The 19062-nt window shown below is 70.5% G+C and carries 15 protein-coding genes, 1 pseudogene and 1 riboswitch; of the genes and pseudogenes, 7 read left to right on the forward strand and 9 right to left on the reverse strand.

All coding sequences use genetic code 11. The features are described 5' to 3' along the window. Positions 1-478 precede the first annotated feature (478 nt). Positions 479-1696: an MBL fold metallo-hydrolase gene (locus ACWEBX_RS23915; protein ID WP_451886856.1), complete on the reverse strand. Its 1218-nt coding sequence runs from the start codon at positions 1694-1696 to the stop codon at positions 479-481. A gap of 387 nt (positions 1697-2083) precedes the next feature. Between ACWEBX_RS23915 and ACWEBX_RS23920 the strand changes: the two genes are divergently transcribed. The 3 genes from ACWEBX_RS23920 (at position 2084) to ACWEBX_RS23930 (ending at position 5632) form a co-directional block, all read left to right on the forward strand. Further along, complete coding sequence (locus ACWEBX_RS23920) at positions 2084-3751, forward strand: 5-guanidino-2-oxopentanoate decarboxylase (RefSeq protein WP_451886857.1); 1668 nt, start codon at positions 2084-2086, stop codon at positions 3749-3751. Continuing rightward, positions 3748-4929: a Glu/Leu/Phe/Val dehydrogenase dimerization domain-containing protein gene (locus tag ACWEBX_RS23925; protein WP_451886858.1), complete on the forward strand. Its 1182-nt coding sequence runs from the start codon at positions 3748-3750 to the stop codon at positions 4927-4929. Before ACWEBX_RS23920 ends, ACWEBX_RS23925 begins: the two co-directional genes overlap by 4 nt. Positions 4930-5011: 82 nt before the next feature. Next, positions 5012-5632 (forward strand): TetR/AcrR family transcriptional regulator, encoded by a 621-nt coding sequence (locus ACWEBX_RS23930; protein ID WP_451886859.1) that lies wholly within the window; start codon positions 5012-5014, stop codon positions 5630-5632. A gap of 253 nt (positions 5633-5885) precedes the next feature. Here the strand turns inward: ACWEBX_RS23930 and ACWEBX_RS23935 are convergent. Together ACWEBX_RS23935 and ACWEBX_RS23940 are read right to left on the reverse strand one after the other, a co-directional pair. Then, a pseudogene (locus tag ACWEBX_RS23935) lies at positions 5886-6463 on the reverse strand (DUF1062 domain-containing protein). A gap of 753 nt (positions 6464-7216) precedes the next feature. Next, positions 7217-7825 (reverse strand): TetR/AcrR family transcriptional regulator, encoded by a 609-nt coding sequence (locus tag ACWEBX_RS23940; RefSeq protein ID WP_451886860.1) that lies wholly within the window; start codon positions 7823-7825, stop codon positions 7217-7219. Between the two features lie 127 nt (positions 7826-7952). Here ACWEBX_RS23940 and ACWEBX_RS23945 point away from each other — a divergent pair, with 127 nt between their 5' ends. The 3 genes from ACWEBX_RS23945 to ACWEBX_RS23955 all read left to right on the forward strand — a co-directional run bounded on the left by ACWEBX_RS23945 (position 7953) and on the right by ACWEBX_RS23955 (position 9877). Beyond that, complete coding sequence (locus tag ACWEBX_RS23945; RefSeq protein ID WP_451886861.1) at positions 7953-8714, forward strand: SDR family NAD(P)-dependent oxidoreductase; 762 nt, start codon at positions 7953-7955, stop codon at positions 8712-8714. A gap of 86 nt (positions 8715-8800) precedes the next feature. Beyond that, positions 8801-9385 (forward strand): hypothetical protein, encoded by a 585-nt coding sequence (locus ACWEBX_RS23950; RefSeq protein WP_451886862.1) that lies wholly within the window; start codon positions 8801-8803, stop codon positions 9383-9385. Between the two features lie 105 nt (positions 9386-9490). Beyond that, positions 9491-9877 carry a PPOX class F420-dependent oxidoreductase gene (locus ACWEBX_RS23955; protein ID WP_451886888.1) on the forward strand — a complete coding sequence of 129 codons (387 nt, stop codon included), beginning with the start codon at positions 9491-9493 and terminating at the stop codon, positions 9875-9877. A gap of 1251 nt (positions 9878-11128) precedes the next feature. On the opposite strand, the gene ACWEBX_RS23960 is transcribed toward ACWEBX_RS23955, so the two are convergent. Further along, positions 11129-11914 carry an SGNH/GDSL hydrolase family protein gene (locus ACWEBX_RS23960; RefSeq protein WP_451886889.1) on the reverse strand — a complete coding sequence of 262 codons (786 nt, stop codon included), beginning with the start codon at positions 11912-11914 and terminating at the stop codon, positions 11129-11131. 272 nt (positions 11915-12186) lie between these two features. Further along, entirely contained in the window at positions 12187-13089 is a 903-nt protein-coding gene (locus tag ACWEBX_RS23965; RefSeq protein WP_451886863.1) for a M23 family metallopeptidase, read from the reverse strand. A gap of 4 nt (positions 13090-13093) precedes the next feature. Beyond that, positions 13094-13249, reverse strand: a riboswitch (cyclic di-AMP (ydaO/yuaA leader). A 654-nt stretch (positions 13250-13903) separates the two neighbouring features. On the opposite strand from ACWEBX_RS23965, the gene ACWEBX_RS23970 reads away from it, so the two are divergent. After that, positions 13904-14701, forward strand: coding sequence for a tyrosine-protein phosphatase (locus ACWEBX_RS23970; RefSeq protein ID WP_451886864.1), 798 nt, complete (start codon positions 13904-13906; stop codon positions 14699-14701). 28 nt (positions 14702-14729) lie between these two features. Here ACWEBX_RS23970 and ACWEBX_RS23975 read toward each other — a convergent pair whose 3' ends face one another. The 4 genes from ACWEBX_RS23975 to dxs form a co-directional block, all read right to left on the reverse strand. Continuing rightward, a complete protein-coding gene (locus ACWEBX_RS23975; protein ID WP_148012225.1) occupies positions 14730-14846 on the reverse strand; it encodes a DUF6126 family protein in 117 nt (38 codons plus the stop codon). Positions 14847-14872: 26 nt separating this feature from the next. After that, complete coding sequence (locus ACWEBX_RS23980) at positions 14873-15511, reverse strand: helix-turn-helix domain-containing protein (protein ID WP_451886865.1); 639 nt, start codon at positions 15509-15511, stop codon at positions 14873-14875. A 195-nt stretch (positions 15512-15706) separates the two neighbouring features. Beyond that, entirely contained in the window at positions 15707-17107 is a 1401-nt protein-coding gene (locus tag ACWEBX_RS23985) for an aspartate aminotransferase family protein (protein ID WP_451886866.1), read from the reverse strand. Next, entirely contained in the window at positions 17104-19056 is a 1953-nt protein-coding gene (gene dxs / locus ACWEBX_RS23990) for a 1-deoxy-D-xylulose-5-phosphate synthase (protein WP_451886867.1), read from the reverse strand. Before dxs ends, ACWEBX_RS23985 begins: the two co-directional genes overlap by 4 nt. Positions 19057-19062 lie beyond the last annotated feature (6 nt).

The following is a 19062-nucleotide window of genomic DNA, read 5'->3' on the forward strand; positions in this document are numbered from 1 at the left end:
GCTGCGTATCACCTTGCGCCGGCCCGCACAAGCACGCCATCCAGCAGACGTTCTTCCTGTACGTCTACGAACCCGGCGCCGCCCGCCCTCGCGGCGGTCTGCGCGTGCGGCCGGTGCGCGGAGGTGAGACATCGGCGTCCTCGTACTGGATGCGTCGGGGGCGTGGAGCTCCCGCGGTTCCGCGACTCGGGCGTGTGCCGTCGCGGTGCCGGTCGAGAGAGCCGAAAAAATCGGCCCTGCGTCGCCCGTCGGCAACTGACAGTAGTCGCCAACGCATCATGTGCGGTGGGCTGTTGACAAACTCCCTCAGGTAGCGTCCCGCTCTGGTATGAGGCCTCGTACGACTGACCGATAACCCCGTCGGACACGCGTTCGCGCCGGGCCCTGGATCCGATCAGAGCTGGTCGGAAGCGGTCGCAAGCAAACAGCGAGGGCCGGGGAGCATCGCGCTCCCCGGCCCTCGCATCCGATCGGTGGATCAGCCCGCGGGCACCGTTTCGGGCTCCCCGGTGCCTTCCGTCGAGTCGTCGGCGATGTCACCCGGCGTATCGATCACGGCCTCCTCGACGGCCGGCCAGCCACCCTTCGGCGCACGCGCCACAGGGCGCCACCACGGCTCGGCGGGGACGGTCTCGGCGGTGGGTTCGAAGGGCTCTCCGGGGCGGGGCAGCGCGACGCGCGCTCCGACCGCGCGGCCGGCGGCCAGCGTGCCCTCGCCCGGGTCGGCCCAGGCGTGGGTCGCGAGATTGAACGTCCCCCAGTGGATCGGCAGCATCACTCCGGAGGGCACCCCGCCCTGGAGGTCCAGGTGGGAGCGCATCCCCTCCTGAGGCGTCATGTGGATGTCGGGCCAGAAGTCGCTGTACGCGCCGATCTGGATCATCGTGGCGTCGAACGGGCCGTGGGTGGCGCCGATGTCCTTGAAGCCCTGGAAGTAGCCGGTGTCGCCGCTGTGGTAGATCCGGTGCTCGTCCCCCTCGGCGACCCAGGAGGCCCACAGGGTGTGCTGGGTGTTGCGCAGGCCGCGCCCGCAGAAGTGGCGCGCCGGTGTCGCCGTCAGGGTGATCCCGCCGACCTTGGTCGACTCGTTCCAGTCCAGCTCGCGGATCCGCTCGGCCGCGATGCCCCAGTGCTCCAGGTGGGCCCCGACGCCCAGCGGCACGGCGAACACCGTGTCCGTGCCGCCCAGTGCCTTGATCGTGGGCATGTCGAGATGGTCGTAGTGGTCGTGCGAGATCACCACGACGTCGACCGGGCCGAGCGCCGCGAGCGGCAGCGGGACCGGGTGCAGTCGCTTGGGGCCGGCGAAGGCGAAGGGGGAACAGCGCTCGCCCCAGACCGGGTCGAACAGCACGCGGTGGCCGTCGATCTCGGCGAGGACGCTGGAGTGCCCCATCCAGGTGAGCCGCAGTCCGGTCGCGGCGGGCCTGGCCAGGTCGGCGAGTGTCGTCGCGTGCACGGGCACGGTGCCGGCCGGGGAGCGATGGGCGCGCTCCTCGCTGCGGAAGTAGACCTTCGCGAACTCCACCATCGAGCCGTCGGGGCGGGTCCGGGCGGTCTCCGGGTTCTGGAACACTCCGTCCGCGAAGTTCGGCGAGTTGCGGATGCGCCGCATGCGCGCACCAGCCGGATCCGCGCCGAAGGCGGCGGGCCGCAGCGCGCGAAGCCCGGAGCTCAGGGTACGGAAACCGGTCACGGATACCTCCAGATGGAGTCGGTCAGACTTTCATTATGGTCGTCGCCTCTGACAGCGCCGGGTCACCCGGTCACAACGCGATGTCCGTGGCCCTGGTTCCGTAGGTGCAACCCCGCCGCACCCCCGCTTCTTCCGCCCCGGCGAAGCGTTCTGGGCGCCGCCGTGCCCGCGGCGACGCCGGTCCCGCGCGTTGACACGACCCGGCACCCCTTCCGATACTGACTCATGATTCAGTAGAGGCCATGCGCCCCGGTGGCCCGGGAGCCGCGCCGGCCCGTCCACGTCTGGAGACACCGTGTCCCACCTCCCCGCCGAACCGGCCAGGGCCGAGGGCGCCTCGTACGCCGCCGGGCGCGCCGTCGCCGTCGCCGTCGAGCGGAGCGTGTGATGGGCGAGATGCTCACCGGCGGCGAGGCCCTCGTCCGCGCCCTGTCCGGACACGGCGTGACCCGCGCCTTCGGCATTCCCGGTACGCACAACCTGGAGATCTACCGCCACCTGTCCGCGTACGGCGTCCGGCACGTCCTGACGCGCCACGAACAGGGCGCCGGATACGCCGCCGACGGCTACGCGCGCGTGACCGGGCGTCCCGGTGTCGTGATCACCACGACCGGACCCGCCCTGCTGAACGCGGCGGCCGCCGTCGGCCAGGCCTACTCCGACAGCGTGCCCCTGCTCGTCGTCTCCCCCGGGATGCCCCTGCGCCACCCCCGGCTCGCGACCGGCCTGCTGCACGAGACGCGCAGTCAGACGGAGGCCCTGCGGGGCGTGGCCGCGTTCAGCCACCGCGTGTCCTCGGTCGCCGAGATCGACGCGGCGGTGGCACGCGCCTTCACCCTGTTCCGCACCGGCCGGCCGCGCCCCGCGCACATCGAGATCCCCCTCGATCTGCTGGAGGCCGCCGAGGAGACGGCTCCCGCGCGCATCGCCCCTCCCGTCCTTCCCCTCGCTCCGGCGCCCCTCGCCGTGGAGCGGGCCGCCGAGGCGCTGCGCGAGGCACGCCGTCCGGCGCTCGTGCTCGGCGGCGGAGCGCGCGGCGCTGCCGCCCCGGGCCTGGCCCTCGCCGAGAGGCTCGGCGCTCCCGTCCTGACCACGGCCAACGGCAAGGGCATCGTCGCGGAGACCCATCCGCTGGCCGTCGGCGTGTCGCTGCACAGCCCCGCGGTCCGGGACTGGCTCGCGGAGCGGGACGCCGTACTCGCCGTGGGCACCGAACTCGCCGAGTCCGATTTCTGGTCCGCGCCGCCCGCCCTGAACGGCACGCTGATCCGCGTGGACATCGACCCGGACCAGATGTACGCGGGTCCGGCCGCGGACGTCGCGGTCGTGGGCGACGCTCTGCCGTCCCTGACGGCGCTGCTCGCCGCTCTCGGGGAACCGGACGGTACGAGCCGGCACGCGCGCGTGCCCGGCGCCGTCGAGGGCCCCCGTGGCGAACGCCCGCACGCGCGCGTGCCCGACGAGGACCCCGCCCGGCGGGCGGCGGCACTGCGGGCCGCGCGGAACGCCGAGACCGCCGGGCGCGACGCCCGCTGGATCCCGTACCTGCGGGCGATCCGTTCCGTCCTCCCCGAAGACGCCGTGATCACCTCGGACAGCGCCCAGTGCTGCTACTACGGAGCGCTCCCCCACCTCTCGCTCGGCCCCGCGGGCCGCTATCTTCACCCGACCGGCTACGGCACCCTCGGCTACGCTCTGCCCGCGGCGATCGGAGCCAAGGCGGCGTGCCCCGGCCGCGAGGTCGTGGCACTCAGCGGGGACGGCGGCCTCCAGTTCACCGTGCAGGAACTGGCGACCGCGGTACAGCTCCGCCTCCCGCTGCCCGTCGTGGTCTTCGACAACGGCGGCTACGGGGAGATCCGCGACGAGATGGCCGCCCGGGGCGACACGCCCACGGCCGTCGACCTCGCTCCGGTCGACCTGCCCGCCCTGGCCCGCGCCTACGGAGGACAGGGCACGCACGCGTACACCCCGGACGAGCTGGGCGCCGCGCTCGCCGAGGCGCTGCGCACCCCCGGCCCCACCCTGATCGCCGTCCCCGAGGAGACCCGATGACCGCCGCCCCCCTGATGACGCTCACCTGGACGGACCATGTCACCGGCCGTCCGGGGTTCCTCGTCGTCGACCGGCTCGTGCGGGGCGTCTCAAGCGGCGGTCTGCGGATGCGGCCCGGCTGCACGCTGGAGGAGGTCACCGGGCTCGCCCGTGGCATGACCATGAAAGAGGCGCTGCACTACAACCCCGAGGGCCGGTACATCCCGCTGGGCGGGGCCAAGGGCGGGATCGACTGCGATCCCCAGGACCCGGCGGCGTACGGACTGCTGGTGCGCTATCTGCGCGCCATGCGGCCCTACATCGAGAGTTTCTGGACCACCGGCGAGGATCTCGGGCTCAGCCAGGACCTGGTCGACCGGGCCGCCGAGGAGGCGGGCCTCGTCTCGTCCATCCAGGCCGTGTACCCGCTGCTCGACGACGAGGCGGCGGCCCGGCGGCGGCTCGCGGACGCCTTCGCGGTCGAGGTGGACGGCATCGGCCTCGACGAACTGGTCGGCGGCTGCGGGGTCGCCGAGTCGGTGCTCGCCGCGCTGGACCGGGCCGGTACTCCGTACGCGGGAACGCGTGTCGCCGTGCAGGGGCTCGGCACCATGGGCGGGGCCACAGCGCGCTTCCTCGCGCGCGCGGGACTCGAGGTCGTGGCCGTCGCCGACGTCAAGGGAACCATCTCGAACCCGGACGGACTCGACGTCGAGGCGCTGCTCGCGGCGCGGGACGCGTACGGGACGGTCGACCGCGCGGTGCTGCGCCCGGCCGACCGCGAACTCCCCGGTGACGCCTGGCTGTCCGCCGATGCCGAGGTACTGGTGCCCGCCGCGGTCTCGTACGCGATCGACACGGCGAACCAGCGGGAGATCAAGGCCCGTTGGATCGTCGAGGCGGCCAACATGCCGGTCCTCGCGGACGCGGAGGAACTGCTCGCCGCGCGCGGGATCACCGTCCTGCCGGACGTCGTGGTCAACTCCGGTACGAACGCCTGGTGGTGGTGGACCCTGTTCGGCGACATCGGCGCGGACGCGGACGAGGCGTTCGCCCACACCCGGCGTTCCATGCGCGCCCTGATCGACCGGACGCTCGCGCGCGCGGAGGCCGACGGCACGACCCCGCGGGCCGCCGCCCACGCCATCGTCACCGACCGGCTCCCGGTCATCGCGGAGCGGTTCGGCTGGTACCGCTGAGAACCCGTCACGACGAGCCGCACGCGCGCGTGACGTGTGCCGACGAGGATCGTGACGCGTGCCTACTGTGTAGGGTTGCCGCGTGGCGAGAGTCCGGTTGAGTGTGGCGGAGCGGCGTGAGGAGTTGCTGCGGGCCGCCGTCGAACAGATCGAGGCGCGGGGCGTCGCGGCGGTACGGATCGCCGACGTGGCCTCGGCCCTCGGCGTGAGCAACGCGCTGGTGCTGTACCACTTCTCGACGAAGGAGAAGCTGGTCGCCGCCGCGTTCACCCACGCCGCCGAGGACGACCTCGCCCATCTGCGCAAGCTGCTCGGCCGTCGCACGACGGCGCTGCGCCGCCTTCGTGCCGCCGTGCGCTGGTACGCCCCGACCGGGCAGGCCAAGGGCTGGCGTCTGTGGATCGAGGGCTGGGCGGTCGCCCTGCGGGAGCCCGCGCTGTGTGAGGTCACCCGCGGCCTCGACCGGCAGTGGAAGGCCGCCATGACCGAGGTGATCGCGGAGGGTGTGGCAGCCGGTGAGTTCCGCTGCCCGGACCCCGCGAGCGCGGTCCTCAGACTCACGGCGCTGCTGGACGGCCTGGCGGTCCAGATGACCTCGTACTCCGGAGCGGTGTCGCGGGCACGCACCCAGGAATGGGCCGACGAGGCCCTCGCCCGCGAACTGGGCCTGGAACGCACGGCGTTGATGGCAGCGGTGCGCTGAGCCTCGCGCGGGGGCGGGACAGAGGCGGGGCGCGGTGACGTACCCCTCACCCGACCCGGCCTCGGCCTGGCCCCGGGTACCCGGCCTGGCCTCGGGTCACGGCCCGCGGATCCGGACCCCGACGTGGCTGAGGCTGAGCACGATAGGTGTGGTATTTGCAGGACAACTGTCGTCGCCCTGACTCCGGCATGCATGTCGCTGGGACCTGTCCGGCAGATCGGATACTGCCGGACAGGCCCCGGGCCGGAAGGACTCAACGCTTGAGCATGAAGGTGAAGTCGCCCGAGAGCTTGCCGCTCAGGTGGACTGTCGACACGAGGTTCCCCTCGGCGAGCAGCCTCTCGACCTAGGCTCGCGAAGAACCGAAACCTTCGGCGCTCAGACGCACCGGTCGCACAGGTATCCCCGCCGCAAAGCGGACCGAGACCAGGCCAACCCCGGCACAGGCGCCCACCGGCCGCGGTGCGCCCGGTGGGGCGGCGGACCGTACGGCGACTGCCAGGCCGGCCGCTCGGTTCGACCCGAGCCGCCCACGTCACGGCGCCGTACGACCGGGCCTTGGAGCAGCTCGGCTGCCAGGCCAGGGTCGTTGCCGTGCAGCAGGTTCAGGACCTCGGGCCGTACGGAACGCACGTTCATCCGCTCCAGGACAGTGACCTTGATGGCGTCCCCGCACCCAGTGCACAGCGCGAGGAGCCAGGCGTCGAGGAGCTCGCGGTTCGCGTCGACGCTGAATTGGCCGTTCGCCCGGAAGCGCCCAGAAGCGCACGTGTGGCAACGGCGGAGAACTATCGACAGGCAGGTGGGCACGACCACCCAGTTTTTGGACACAGAAATACACCGGTTCCAGTGAGAAGACCGCAGCGAAAAGGAGCGCGGCGCACATGCGCGACGCGCGACGGATCAGCGCTCGGGGGGGGTCTCACTTGGTGTACAACGGCACGTCCTTGGCAGGGCGACTGCGGGCGGGAGAACGGTAACGGCACTCGAGAGTACGGTTCCACGGATTTTCGGGGCGATCGGCGATACCTCGTGGCGGGCGCCCGCACCACCCTCGACCCACCGGGCATGCCCTAGTGGCGCCGGCCCGCAGCAGAACCACGAAGGTCGACTCGCCCTCCAGGCCGCGAAGAACTGCGGCAGCGCCGACCAGGCCTCCCAGCGGATCAACGTCGATGACGTCCGCGACGCCCGCCTGGGGGCCGAAGCGGCCGTCGGCCGCGGTCACTTCGTCGCCGCGACAGGTCCGAAGGTGATGCCGGGAGATGAGGGAGCAGGCGAGTTCGGCCACGCAAGCCGGGAAGGCCCACTGAGGCAGCAGCAGCCCGTGAGGGATCCCACAAGCCGCTCGACCGCTGGCGCGAGGACGCCAGGGGAGTTATCGTCGAGAAGTAGAACGACCGGTCTTCCTACCTCTTGAGGGGTGGTTTCTCGGCCTTCCGGGCGGGACCGCCAACCAGGCAGGCAACTGCCTGTGGGTCCCGGTGCACGTCGAACAGAGATGAAAGCTCCATGAAGCCAATCCGCGCCCTGGCTTGCCCGGGGTCCAACTGGCGGCCGATATTTCGCGCGGCCTCGATGGGGTCAGCCTCCCGATCGGATCAGGCGGACCGCGTCCAGCAGGGTCTTGTGGGCGGCCGTCGAGTCGTCCAGGTAGCCGGCCGCCATCGCTCCGTCGTACAGCATCAGCAGGGCGCCCGCGGCCGACTTGGCGTCGGTGTGGCCGAGCCGGGTGAGCAGTTCCTGGAAGAGGGTGCGAATCCAGTCCCGGTGAGATGTCACCAGGCCGCGGACCGGATGGGTGGCGTCCGGGTACTCGGCGGCGGCGTTCATGAACGGCGATCCCCGAAAGTCACGCTCGCGGGCGTGCTCGGCGATCGCCTCGAAGATCAGGTCGATCGCTTCCGCGGGCGGGTGCGCGGCGGCCAGTGGTTCGGCCACGTCCTTGTAATAGGCGTCCTTGGTCAGCAGATAAGCCACGACCAGGTCGTCCTTGGCGGCGAAGTGCCGGTAGAAGGTCGCCTTCGTCACCCCGGCCTCGGCGATCAGCCGCTCCACACCGATCGCGCGTACGCCCTCGTAGTAGAACAGCCGCGACGCAGCCCTGACCAGGCGTTCGCGAGGCGGCAGGTCTCCCTCGATCGTGCTCCGCTGATGCTTGGCGTCGGTGGTCTTCTGCTCAGTGCTGCTCACCTCCCCATTGTGCCCTCGGCCTGCCTTGAGCGGCCTCCACCCCTGTACGGCCCTCGTCGGCAGGGCTGTCTTCCCTCTATCCCGTACGGCCCCGAGCAACGTGGCCGTTCATCGAAAGGCTTGAACCATGACTCGTCGTCTTGAAGGAACCGTCGCTCTGGTCACCGGAGCGTCCAGCGGCATCGGCCGCGCCACCGCGCTGGAGCTCGCCCGCGAGGGAGCCTCCGTGGCCCTGGTCGGACGGCGCGAGGACCGGCTCACCGGCCTCGCCGCGGAAATCTCCGAGGAGGACGGGAAGGCTCTGGTCGTGCCCGCTGACATCACCACCGCCCAGGCCGCCTCGGAAGCGGTCGAGCGGACCGTCGAGGGCCTTGACCGCCTGGACATCCTGGTCAACAACGCCGGCCTCATGCTCCTCGGGCCCACCCCCGGCGCGGACCTGAACGACTGGCAGCGCATGATCGACATCAACCTCATGGGCCTGATGTACACCACCCACGCGGCCGTCCCCCACCTGGTCAAGGCCGCCGCCGACGCACCGCGCCAGGTTGCCGACATCATCAACATCAGCTCGCTGAACGGCCGCACCGCCTTCGCCATGTCCGCCGTGTACAGCGCCACCAAGTTCGGCGTCGGAGGCTTCAGTGAGGCACTGCGCCAGGAACTGGGACGCCAGCACGTCCGCGTGTCAGTCGTCGAGCCGGGCAGCGTCGACACCGAACTGCGCACCCACAACTCGGAAGTCGTCCAGCAGCTGATCGTCGCCGGCCTGGGCGACATCGAGCGGCTGCAGAGCCAGGACATCGCCGACGCCATCGGCTACATCGCCACCCGCCCCCGGCACGTCGCCGTCAACGAGATGCTCGTACGCCCCACCGAACAGGGCTGAACACCATCCCCGTGGGCAACCCCGGGGCAGGCAAGGAGGCGTGATGGCGGCCCACACCCCTCTCACGCCAGCCGACACCGTCGTCCGTGTCTGCCTGCGGCCGGCCGCTGCCCTTGCGCTCGGAGACGGCCTGCAGCAACTGGCGCAGGGAAGCCCGGCGGGAGGCTTCCTCACCTCCGCCTTCCGGAACTCGTCCTCCCGATCGTCATCGTCTGGACGCACACCACCGCGCCGACCTGCGGGGAACATCCGAGGTCATCCACGCAGGTGGCGGCATCGTCACCTCGGTCTGCCATGGCGCCTGCGCCCTCATCAACCTCCGTGATGCCGACGGGAATCCGCACGTACGGATCCGCACCGTCACCGGCTTCGCGACGGTCGAGGAAAAACTGGCCGGCGTGAAGAGCAGGGTGCCGTTCCTGCTGGAGGACGAATTGCGCGCGAAGGGAGCCGAATACGTGCGCTCCACCGTCCCGATGACGCCGCACGCCGTGCGCGACGGCCGCCTGATCACGGGCCAGAACCCGGTGTCCACCAAAGCCGTCAGCGACTTGATTCTCGCCGCCCTGGCCGAGAGAGCGAGTAACAAGTACGGAGACCTCCGGCGCCCCGCCCGATCAACCCGGCCCGGCAGCGCGCCCGTCCTCAACCAAATCGAGCTGCACCCGTAGTCCCCTCAGGTCGAGAGCATGACGGCTGCCCCCGAACTGACATCGCAGTACGCCGCCCAAGTGGCCAACGACCCCGAACGCAATAGCAAGGAGCAGAAACGCATCATGGACGACACGCTGCTGGAACGGCTCGGCGCCGGCAAGTACCTGCTCGTCACCAGCTACCGCAAGAACGGCACCCCGGTCACCTCACCGGTGTGGGTGGTGCGCGACGGTGACACGCTGGGCGTGCGGACCCCCGCCGACTCCTGGAAGGTCAAGCGGATCCGGGCACGCGGCGACATCCTCGTCGGCCCCTGCGACCTACGCGGCAACCCGACGGGTGACCAGATCCCGGCCACCGCCGAGATCGCCGACAAGGCAACCGGCGCCCGCTACCGCTCACTCATCGCCCGCAAGTACGGCATCCTCGGCCGCCTCATGATTCTCGACAGCCGGCTGCGCCGGGGAGCGGACGGGACGCTGGGCATCCGCGTGCGGCTCACCCCGTAACGGGTGACGCAGCGTCAACTCCGGGCCCGGCATGGCTCGCCGAGGAGCTGGAAGACCGGCTCACCGTGGACGGGTCCCTGACAGCGATCCGCAGAGGGTGAGAGATCCATGGCCGGGCGTCGAAGGTAGGTGCTGAGAGCGAGATCGACGCCGCGTAGCTGCTGGACGAGTGGGTCCAAGCACGCTTGTGCATCGTGTGCGTCTGGGGCTCCGAGGAGTTGCAAGGCGATGTCCAAGGCAGTCCCAGCGGCCAGGGATTCCATGAGCGGCGCAGTGTAGGGCTTGGAGGTCTTCTTCTTGCCCGGAGTGTTGAGCAGGGGCTGGGCTTGTGCAGCACGAGAGGCGTACTCCGCGTCGAGGACAGCAGCCGGACAGGCGGTGCCGGCGTACTCCCGGGCGATGGGCCAGGACCGGAAGGTCATGGCGACTATGGCCCGTACGTCGGCAAAGTAATGCGCGACGGGGACCGGCGAACCAGCGCTCGTCGCAGACTTGGGACCGCCTGCAGCGAGCAGATCCATGACCTGTCGTTGGACTTGCAAGAGCACCGTCATGGTCGCCGCATCGGGTTCCTCGGGAACCGAATCCATCCGGGTCAGGTCGGCTCCGCAGGCGGCTCCTCCCTGGCGCCTTGATGTCGGGCGCGTGACGAAACGGCACTGCCATGGGTGGAGCGTGTCGCCTGACAGGCGCGCGACGGCGTTTGCCGAGCGGGCGAACCGGGCCGGCATTCCGCAGCCGGGGCATCGGTGTGGGAGAAGGCTCCGGTGCCGGGGGCAGAGGAAGAAGGATGCGAATCTGACGACAGGTGTCGTGCTCAGAGCCTCAAGAAGCACCAGGTCGGCATGGTGGGGTGACGACACCTACCCTGCTCAGTCTCACTGGCCCTGGCCCCGGCCCGGCCCCGAACGCCGGCCCGGCTCTTCCCGCATACCGTGCCTCACCCGGCCCCCATGCCCCGTCCAAGGCGACGGCGATCGTCCCGGATCCTGTCGAGCCGAGTGGCGCCCCTCAACAGCATGGGCTGACACAGCCGCGGCGACGGCACGCGGCCCCGGCCGGTCGGACGGTCCCAGCCGGGCCTGCCAGCCAGCTCGATCCCGCCGGCCGAGCCGGTCCCGCCCGGTCAAGCCGATGCCGCCACCGAAGCCGGTCCCGTTGGCCGAGCCGGTCCCGGCCGGCCAGGCCGGGCTCGCCGCCGAAGTCGGTGACGCCCGTCGAACCGGGCCCGTCGGCAGGGCCGGCAGCGGCTCAGGCCACCGACTCGATGCGCAGCTTGATGTCGTCCGGGGACAGGGCTCCCTTGGCCGAGACGTGATCGCCCGAGGACTCCCCGCGCAGCCGCCGTCCGATCCACGGGACCAGATACTCGCGCGCCCACTGGATGTTGTCGCGGCGCACCTCCAGCGTGCCGCGCGGCGGGAGGGGCGGCCAGGGCTGGTCGGGGTCGGCCGGGACCTCGAGGCCGAGTACCTGGCCGGCACGGAGCGCCACCCGGGTGTGTCCCTCGGGCGAGAGGTGCAGCCGGTCGCCGTCCCAGGCCCGGCGGTCCTGGACCGTCTTCAGGGACCAGAGGTCGAGCACGGGACAGCCGTAGCGGTCCGCGATGGCCCGCACATGTCCGTTGTAGGTGGCGATCTTGCCGCGCAGATGCTTGAGCACGGGAACGCCACGGGTGTCGAAGCCGGTCGTCACCATGACGGTGCTGACCGCGGAGGTGAGGTCGGCGATCGCGCGCTCGAAGCGCTCCGCGACCTCGTCGGGATCGGTGCCGGGGCGGATGATGTCGTTGCCGCCGGCGCAGAACGAGACCAGGTCCGGAGCGAGTTCCTTCGCCCTCTGGAGCTGGGACTCGACGATCTGGTCGAGCAGTTTGCCGCGCACGGCGAGATTGGTGTAGTCGAAATCGCCTTCGGGCCTGCGGTCCGCGAGAAGTACCGCGAACCGGTCGGCCCAGCCGACGAAGGCTCCATCGGGCCCAGGGTCGCCGACGCCCTCGGTGAAGCTGTCCCCCACCGCCACGTACGACCCGATCACTGATCTGTTGTCACTCTTCGAATCGTCTGCCACATCAAGCATGATTCACCTTTTGATGTGAGCTACGCGACCGTAGGGAGGGGTTGACGGGCGGTGAGATAAGCCACTCGCCAAGCATTGGTCAACTCTGGAATAAGGCCCGCGTCAAGGATGTTGAGGCAGCGATCGCCCCGAGGTCGCGTCACGGGAACACCGAAGGCCGGACCCAGGGGATCATGGGGTCCGGCCTTCGGAGATCTTCCTGACCGTCAGGAGCAGGAGGAGGAGGGGCGTCAGCCCACGGCGACACCGTGCGAGCGCAGGTACGCGACCGGGTCGATGTCGGAGCCGTAGTCCGGCGTGGTGCGGATCTCGAAGTGCAGGTGCGGTCCGGTCACGTTGCCGGTCGCGCCGGAGAGGCCTATCTGCTGCCCCTCGGTCACGGTCTGCCCGGCCGAGACGGACAGCGACGACATGTGGGCGTACTGGGAGTACTTGCCGTCGGCGTGCTGGATGACGACCTGGTTGCCGTAGGCGCCGCCCCAGCCCGCGGAGACGACGGTGCCCGCCGCGATGGACTTGAGCGTGGTGCCGGTCGGGACCACGAAGTCCACGCCCGTGTGGTAGCCGCTGGACCACATGCTGCCCGCCACCTTGTAACCGGTGCCGATGCTGCTGCTGTCGACCGGCAGGGTGTAGCCGGAGGAGCTGTTGGTGGAAGCCGTGGCGGACGGGGCCGTGTCGGCGGCCGGGGTCGCCTGCGCGGACTTCGCCGCGGTGGCCGTCCGCGTGGCCGACTGCGTCGCCGAGTGGGCGGCGGAGGCGGCCTTCTTGCCGAGCGACAGCTTCAGACCGGGGTGGATCAGCGACGGGTCGCTGCCGATCGCGGAGCGGTTGTCCGCGTAGATCTTCTTCCAGCCGCCGCCGACGTTCTGCTCGTCGGCGATCTTCGAGAGGTAGTCGCCGCGCTTCACCGCGTACGTCTTGACCGTGGCGGACTTGGCGGACTTCTCGGCGGGGGCGGCGGTCGCGGCCTTCTCGACATGCTGCGCGACAGGGGTGGCCGGGGTCGCGGCCTGGGCGCCCGTGGCTCCCATCAGGGGCAGCGCGAGTGCGGCGCCACCGGTTCCGGCCACGGCTATCGAGCGGGTGAAACGGAGGGACTTGGGACGGCGGTGCTTACCCTTCGCGGGCATGACGAATTCCTCTCCGGCGCCTGCGGGGTGAGCTGTCGGGTGCGGGCTGGAGATGCCCGGCCGCTGCTGTGCGGCTGTACCCCTAGCCTGTTCCGGAGACCGGACCAGGCACGGAACCTGTGGGTCCCCCGCTCCTGCCGTGTACGGGTGAGTGTGCGGATTCCGGGCGGCGGCAGGATTGGGCGTCCGTCCGGATTGAGGCAGAACGTAAGCGAGATGAGAGCGCGTCGACAACTATGGGCGGTTTCTGTGCGCTCGTCTTTCTTGATCCATGCGGAAATCGCCGTCACCCTCCGTGGAGTGACGATCTTCCGGACCTCTCAACCCACCCGTAAAACCTCGCGGGTTGAGAAATGAGGACGGCAACGCATCGTCACGAATATGACGCTCCTCACGCGACTCGCCCCAGGGCGCCCTATTCCAGGGCCAGTTGTAACGAAGGCGCTTATTCGGACAGAACGGTCAGATGCGACGTCGACGGATATCCAGTACATCCGGACCTCTATGCGAGGCGGCGCACAAAACGGCACACTCGCAATGCCGCATTTCACCTCAATTGCCCCGCGAGTCCCGCGCGGCGCGAAGGACGTGACCGACCCGACGGCCGGCCCCGCACGCGCATCGAACTGGCGTTCGATCCAGCGACTGTGGAGCGCCGCTTCCAGGGCTTTCAGTACGGGAGAAGGCCGCCTGTGGACAACTCATTGCCCGAGGAACCTATGTCGTATCGTCGACAGCGCAAGCCGGTACAACTGCCGACGAGCGGCGCCGAGTCCAGCCCGGTGACGCCGGCGGCCGAATGGGAGGAGCCCCCGTGACGCAGCAGGTCCCGTCGACCGAGCCCGAGCTCGGCGGAGTGCGGAACTTCCGCGACGTGGGCGGACTGCCCGCCGCGGACGGCCGGCGCGTGCGCTACGGGCGGCTGTTCCGCAGCGGCCACCTCGCGCACGCCACGGAGGAGGACGCCGCGTTCCTCGCCTCCCTGGGTCTCCACACGATCTTCGACTTCCGCAACGCCGCGGACCAGAAGCTGGAGGGCCCGGACGTCGAGCTGCCGGGCGTACTGAACGTGAACCTCCCGCTGAGCGACCCGGCGGACGGCAGCGAGTTCTGGAAGATGGTCCGCGACGGCGACATCGACCAGCTTCGCGGGCTCCTCGGCGACGGCAAGGCCGCGAACCGGATGATCAACTCGTACCGCACCATCATCAGCGAGCGCACGGCCGAGCACGCCCAGGTGCTGCACGCCCTGGCCGACGACAGCGTGCCCGCGCTGATGCACTGCGCGGCGGGCAAGGACCGCGCCGGGCTGTCCATCGCTGTCACCCTGCTGGCCCTCGGCGTCGAGCGCGAGGCGATCGTGACCGACTACCTGGAGTCGAACGCCGCGCACCGCCGTTACAAGGTCCACCGCAACGGCTCCTCGGCCGGCGCCTACTCCCCCGAGGTCATGGAACTGCTCAGCCCGCTGTTCGACGCGCGCGCCGAGTACCTGACAGCCGCCTTCGAGACGATCGAGGAGAAGTGGGGCAGCGTCGAGGCCTATCTGGAACAGGGGCTGGGGCTCACGCCGGAGCTCCGGGAGCGCCTGCGCGCGCGGCTCCTGGACTGAGCCGGAGCCGCCCTCCCCGGCCGGGGCCCTACTGGTTCTGCGCGCCCAGCGTGAAGAGCAGGTAGATGAAGGCCGCGAACAGGTGGCCGACGGCGACGTAGATGATCAGCCGCACCCAGAGGGCGCGCGGGAACTTGTCCTCCATGGACCGGCGGGGTTCTGTGGGTTCGGTCATGATGTCTCTCCCGGGGTGGGGTGGCCGGTCGCCGGGCCGAGGCACAGCGCGGCGACGGGGCTCTGCAGCAGGGTGTGTACGAAGAGGAGATCGGCTCCGTCGCGCTCGGCGGCGGCGATGCGGTGCGGGGTCAGCGAGTCGAAGTGGGCGCTGTCTCCCGGAGCGAGGACGTGCGTGGTGTCCCCGAGGCGCAGACTGAGCCGCCCCTTGAGGACGTACAGCCACTCCTCGCCCGGGTGGACGCGCACGATGTCACCCTGGGAACCGTAGGGGACGTGCACCCGCAGGGCCTGCATGGCCCGGCCCGCGGAGCCCGCCTGCCAGTAGGTCCAGCCGCCCGCCGGGGCCGGTTCCATGTCGGCGGCCCGTACGACCGCGTCACGGTCGGGGACCACCTCGCCGAGCAGTTCGGAAACCGTCGTACCGTAGACACGGGCCAGCGTGAGCAGCATCGGCAGCGAGGGCTGGCGCTGCCCCGTCTCCAGCCGGGACAGATGGGCGGGCGAGAGACCGGCGGCGCGGGCGGCGCCCTCCAGCGTGAGGGAGGCACCGCGGCGCAGGGCGCGGAGCCGGGGCGCCACGGCGTGCAGCTCGGCGGACGGCTCTTCGACCGCCCCTGGATCGGCAGGGTTCATGGAACCATTGAGCCAAACAATTACCTCTGGGGCAATTCTCTTGCCCCAGAGGCAAAGAACCTCGCCGGACCCGGGCCAGTCGCCCGACCACACCCGCGCCGCCGTCCGCACCCACGCCGCCGCGCCGTCCGCACCCACGCGGCCGTGCCGGTCACACTCGCCCCGCCCACGGCGGACCGCCGGTCCGGCCGGGTCTCAGCGGTTCGCCACCGCCTGCTTCACCAGTGTCTTCCCGAAGTCCCACATCAGCCCGCCGCCGTTGTGCGCGTCCTCCATCACCGCGGTGAAGGCCTCCACGAAGCGGTCGACATCCCTTTCGTCGATGACCAGCGGCGGGATCAGTTTGATCACCTCCAGGTGGTCGCCGGAGACCTGGGTGAGGATGCGGTGCCGCTGGAGCAGCGGCACGACGACCATCTGCGCGAACAGCCCCTTGCGCGCGGCCTGCAGCATGGTCCAGCGGCTGCGCAGCTTGAGCGACGCGGGCCGCCCGAACTCGATGCCGATCATCAGACCCCGCCCGCGCACCTCGCTGAGCAGTTCGTAGCGGTCGACCAGGGCCGCCAGCCGGGACTTCAGCAGCTCTCCGGTGACGCGCGCGTTCGCGACGATCTGTTCGTTCTCCATCACGGAGAGCACCGCGAGACCCGCCGCCATGGCCTGCGCGTTGGAGCCGAAGCTCGCGGAGTGCACGAGGACCCGGTCCATGGAGGAGTAGACCTTCTTGAAGATCCAGTCCTTGCCGAGGGTCGCGCCCACCGGCACGTAGCCGCCGGAGAGCGCCTTGGCGACACACACCAGGTCCGGTTCGACCCCCTCCTCGTGCTGGTAGGCGTAGAAGTCCCCGGTCCGGCCGAGGCCGGTCTGCACCTCGTCCGCGATGAGCAGCGCCTTGTGCCGGTGCAGCAGTTCCTGGGCGGCGCGCAGATATCCCGGCGGGGACGCGTGGACGCCCTTGCCCTGGATCGGCTCCACGATGAGCGCGGCGACGTCGCCCTTCTTCAGCTCCCTGGCCAGGGCGTCGAGATCGCCGAGCGGAACGGCTGTGTCGGGCAGCAGCGGCGCGAAGCCGTCGCGGAAGCCGTCCTCGCCGTTCACCGACAGGGAACCGGTGGTCAGCCCGTGGAAGGCGTGCGCGCAGTACAGGATCCTCGGCCTGCCGGTCGCGTACCGGGCGAACTTCAGCGCGGTCTCGACGGCCTCCGTACCGCTGTTGCCGAAGAACACCCGGTCCAGGTGCGGGCTGTGGGTGAGCAGCCGCTCCGCGAGCAGGCCCGGCAGCGGCTGGCAGTCGAAGCGGGTGAGGTCGGCGAGCGAGGCGTCGAGGACGTCGTGGAGCGCCTGCCGGACGACGGGGTGATGGCGGCCGAGGCCCATCACCCCGAAGCCGGCGAGCATGTCGAGGTAGTCGTCGCCTTCGGCGTCCCAGAAGTGCGCGCCCTCGGCCCGTTCGTAGACCTTGTCGAAGCCGATGGTGTGCAGCATGCGCGGGAGCTGGTGGTTCAGGTACTTCGTGTGCAGTTCGTAGCGCTCGGCTCCGCGCTCGGCGAGGAGTGCGCCGAGGTCGAACTCCCCCTTCTGGGCAGGGTCGGTCATTCCTGTTTCTCCTTGGAGGACTCTTCCTCGGCCGGCCGGTCGGCGGCCTCCGTCAGCTCGTACGCGGCCTTGGCCCGCTCGTCCCTGATGGCCAGCCCGGCGCTGATCCGTCCGGCGATCTCCACGGGCGTGAGGCCGATGTCGGCCAGCACCTCGGACCGTTTGGCATGCGCGAGGAACTGCTCGGGGATGCCGAACCGCCGTACGGGCACGTCGACTTCGGCGTCCCCGAGAGCCAGCGCGACGGCGGCGCCGACGCCCGAGGCCCGGCTGTTGTCCTCGACGACCGCGACGAGCCGATGGGCGGCGGCGAGACGGGGCAGCTCCGGGTCGACGGGCTTGACCCAGCGCGGGTCGACGACGGTGCAGCCGATGCCGCGGGACTCCAGCAGGTCGGCGGTCTGGAGGCAGACCGGGGCCATGACGCCGACCGCGACGAGCAGAACCTCGGGGCGCTCGCCCCGGTGCAGGACGTCGAGGCCGCCGACCCGGTCCACCGCGGGGATGACCGGACCGACGGACTCCTTCGGGAAGCGGATCAGGGTCGGCGCGTCGTCCACCGCCACCGCCTCCCTGAGCTGGGCCTTGAGCTGGTCGGCGTCGCGCGGCGCGGCGATCCTGAGACCGGGGACGACCTGGAGGATCGACATGTCCCACATGCCGTTGTGCGAGGCGCCGTCGACGCCGGTGATCCCCGCCCGGTCGAGGACGAAGGTCACCCCGCAGCGGTGCAGCGCCACGTCCATGAGGAGCTGGTCGAAGGCCCGGTTGAGGAAGGTGGCGTACACGGCGACGACGGGATGCAGGCCGCCGGTCGCGAGCCCGGCCGCGGAGACCGTGGCGTGCTGCTCGGCGATGCCGACGTCCCACACCCGGTCGGGGAATCTCTCGGCGAACTTCCCCAGCCCGACCGGGTGCAGCATGGCCGCCGTGATGGCCACGACGTCCGCGCGCTCCTCGCCGATCCGGACGATCTCGTCGCCGAACACGGAGGTCCAGGAGGGACCGTTGGACGGTGCGAGGGGTTCGCAGGTGAGGGGGTTCATCACCCCGACGGTGTGGAAGTGGTCCTCCTCGTGCGCGAGCGCGGGTTCGTAGCCGCGCCCCTTCTCCGTCAGACAGTGGATGAGCACGGGCCCGTGGAAGCGTTTGGCGCGGCGCAGCGCGGACTCCACGGCTCCCACGTCGTGACCGTCGATGGGTCCGACGTACTTGAGCCCGAGGTCCTCGAACATGCCCTGCGGCGCGAAGGCGTCCTTGAAGCCCTTCTTGGCGCCGTGCAGTGACTCGTAGATGGTGTTGCCGACGATGGGGGTGCGCAGCAGGACCTGCTTGCCCCAGGCGAGGACCTGCTCGTAGCTGTCGGTGGTGCGCAGGGTCGCCAGGTGGTTCGCGAGGCCGCCGATGGTGGGCGCGTACGAGCGTTCGTTGTCGTTGACGACGATGATCAGCGGCCGGTCCTTGGCCGCGGCGATGTTGTTCAGTGCCTCCCACGCCATGCCGCCGGTCAGCGCGCCGTCACCGATGACCGCGACGACGTGGCCCTTCTCGCCCTGCACCTGGCGGGCCTTGGCGAGCCCGTCCGCCCAGCCGAGCGCCGTGGAGGCGTGGCTGTTCTCGATGACGTCGTGCTCGGACTCCTCGCGGGAGGGATAGCCGGAGAGGCCGCCCTTGCCGCGCAGCTTGGAGAAGTCCTGACGTCCTGTCAGCAATTTGTGTACGTAGCTCTGATGGCCGGTGTCCCACAGGATGCGGTCCAAGGGCGACTCGAAGACCCGGTGGAGGGCGATGGACAGCTCCACCACTCCCAGATTGGGTCCGAGGTGACCGCCTGTCCTGGCGACCGCGTGCACCAGGAACTCCCTCACCTCTTCAGCCAGTTCACCGATTTCCGCCTCGGACAGCGCCTTCAGGTCGCGTGGTCCCCGGATGTTCTCCAGAATCGTCACGTCGGG

It is taken from the genome of Streptomyces sp. NPDC005070 (assembly GCF_053600395.1).

Coding starts and splice junctions, on each gene's coding strand:
- ACWEBX_RS23925 (WP_451886858.1), top strand. CDS start 3,748: ATGACCGCCGCCCCCCTGATGACGCTCACCTGGACGGACCATGTCACC.
- ACWEBX_RS23945 (WP_451886861.1), top strand. CDS start 7,953: ATGACTCGTCGTCTTGAAGGAACCGTCGCTCTGGTCACCGGAGCGTCC.
- ACWEBX_RS23980 (WP_451886865.1), bottom strand. CDS start 15,511: ATGAACCCTGCCGATCCAGGGGCGGTCGAAGAGCCGTCCGCCGAGCTG.
- ACWEBX_RS23920 (WP_451886857.1), top strand. CDS start 2,084: ATGGGCGAGATGCTCACCGGCGGCGAGGCCCTCGTCCGCGCCCTGTCC.
- ACWEBX_RS23955 (WP_451886888.1), top strand. CDS start 9,491: ATGGACGACACGCTGCTGGAACGGCTCGGCGCCGGCAAGTACCTGCTC.
- ACWEBX_RS23975 (WP_148012225.1), bottom strand. CDS start 14,846: ATGGAGGACAAGTTCCCGCGCGCCCTCTGGGTGCGGCTGATCATCTAC.
- ACWEBX_RS23965 (WP_451886863.1), bottom strand. CDS start 13,089: ATGCCCGCGAAGGGTAAGCACCGCCGTCCCAAGTCCCTCCGTTTCACC.
- ACWEBX_RS23985 (WP_451886866.1), bottom strand. CDS start 17,107: ATGACCGACCCTGCCCAGAAGGGGGAGTTCGACCTCGGCGCACTCCTC.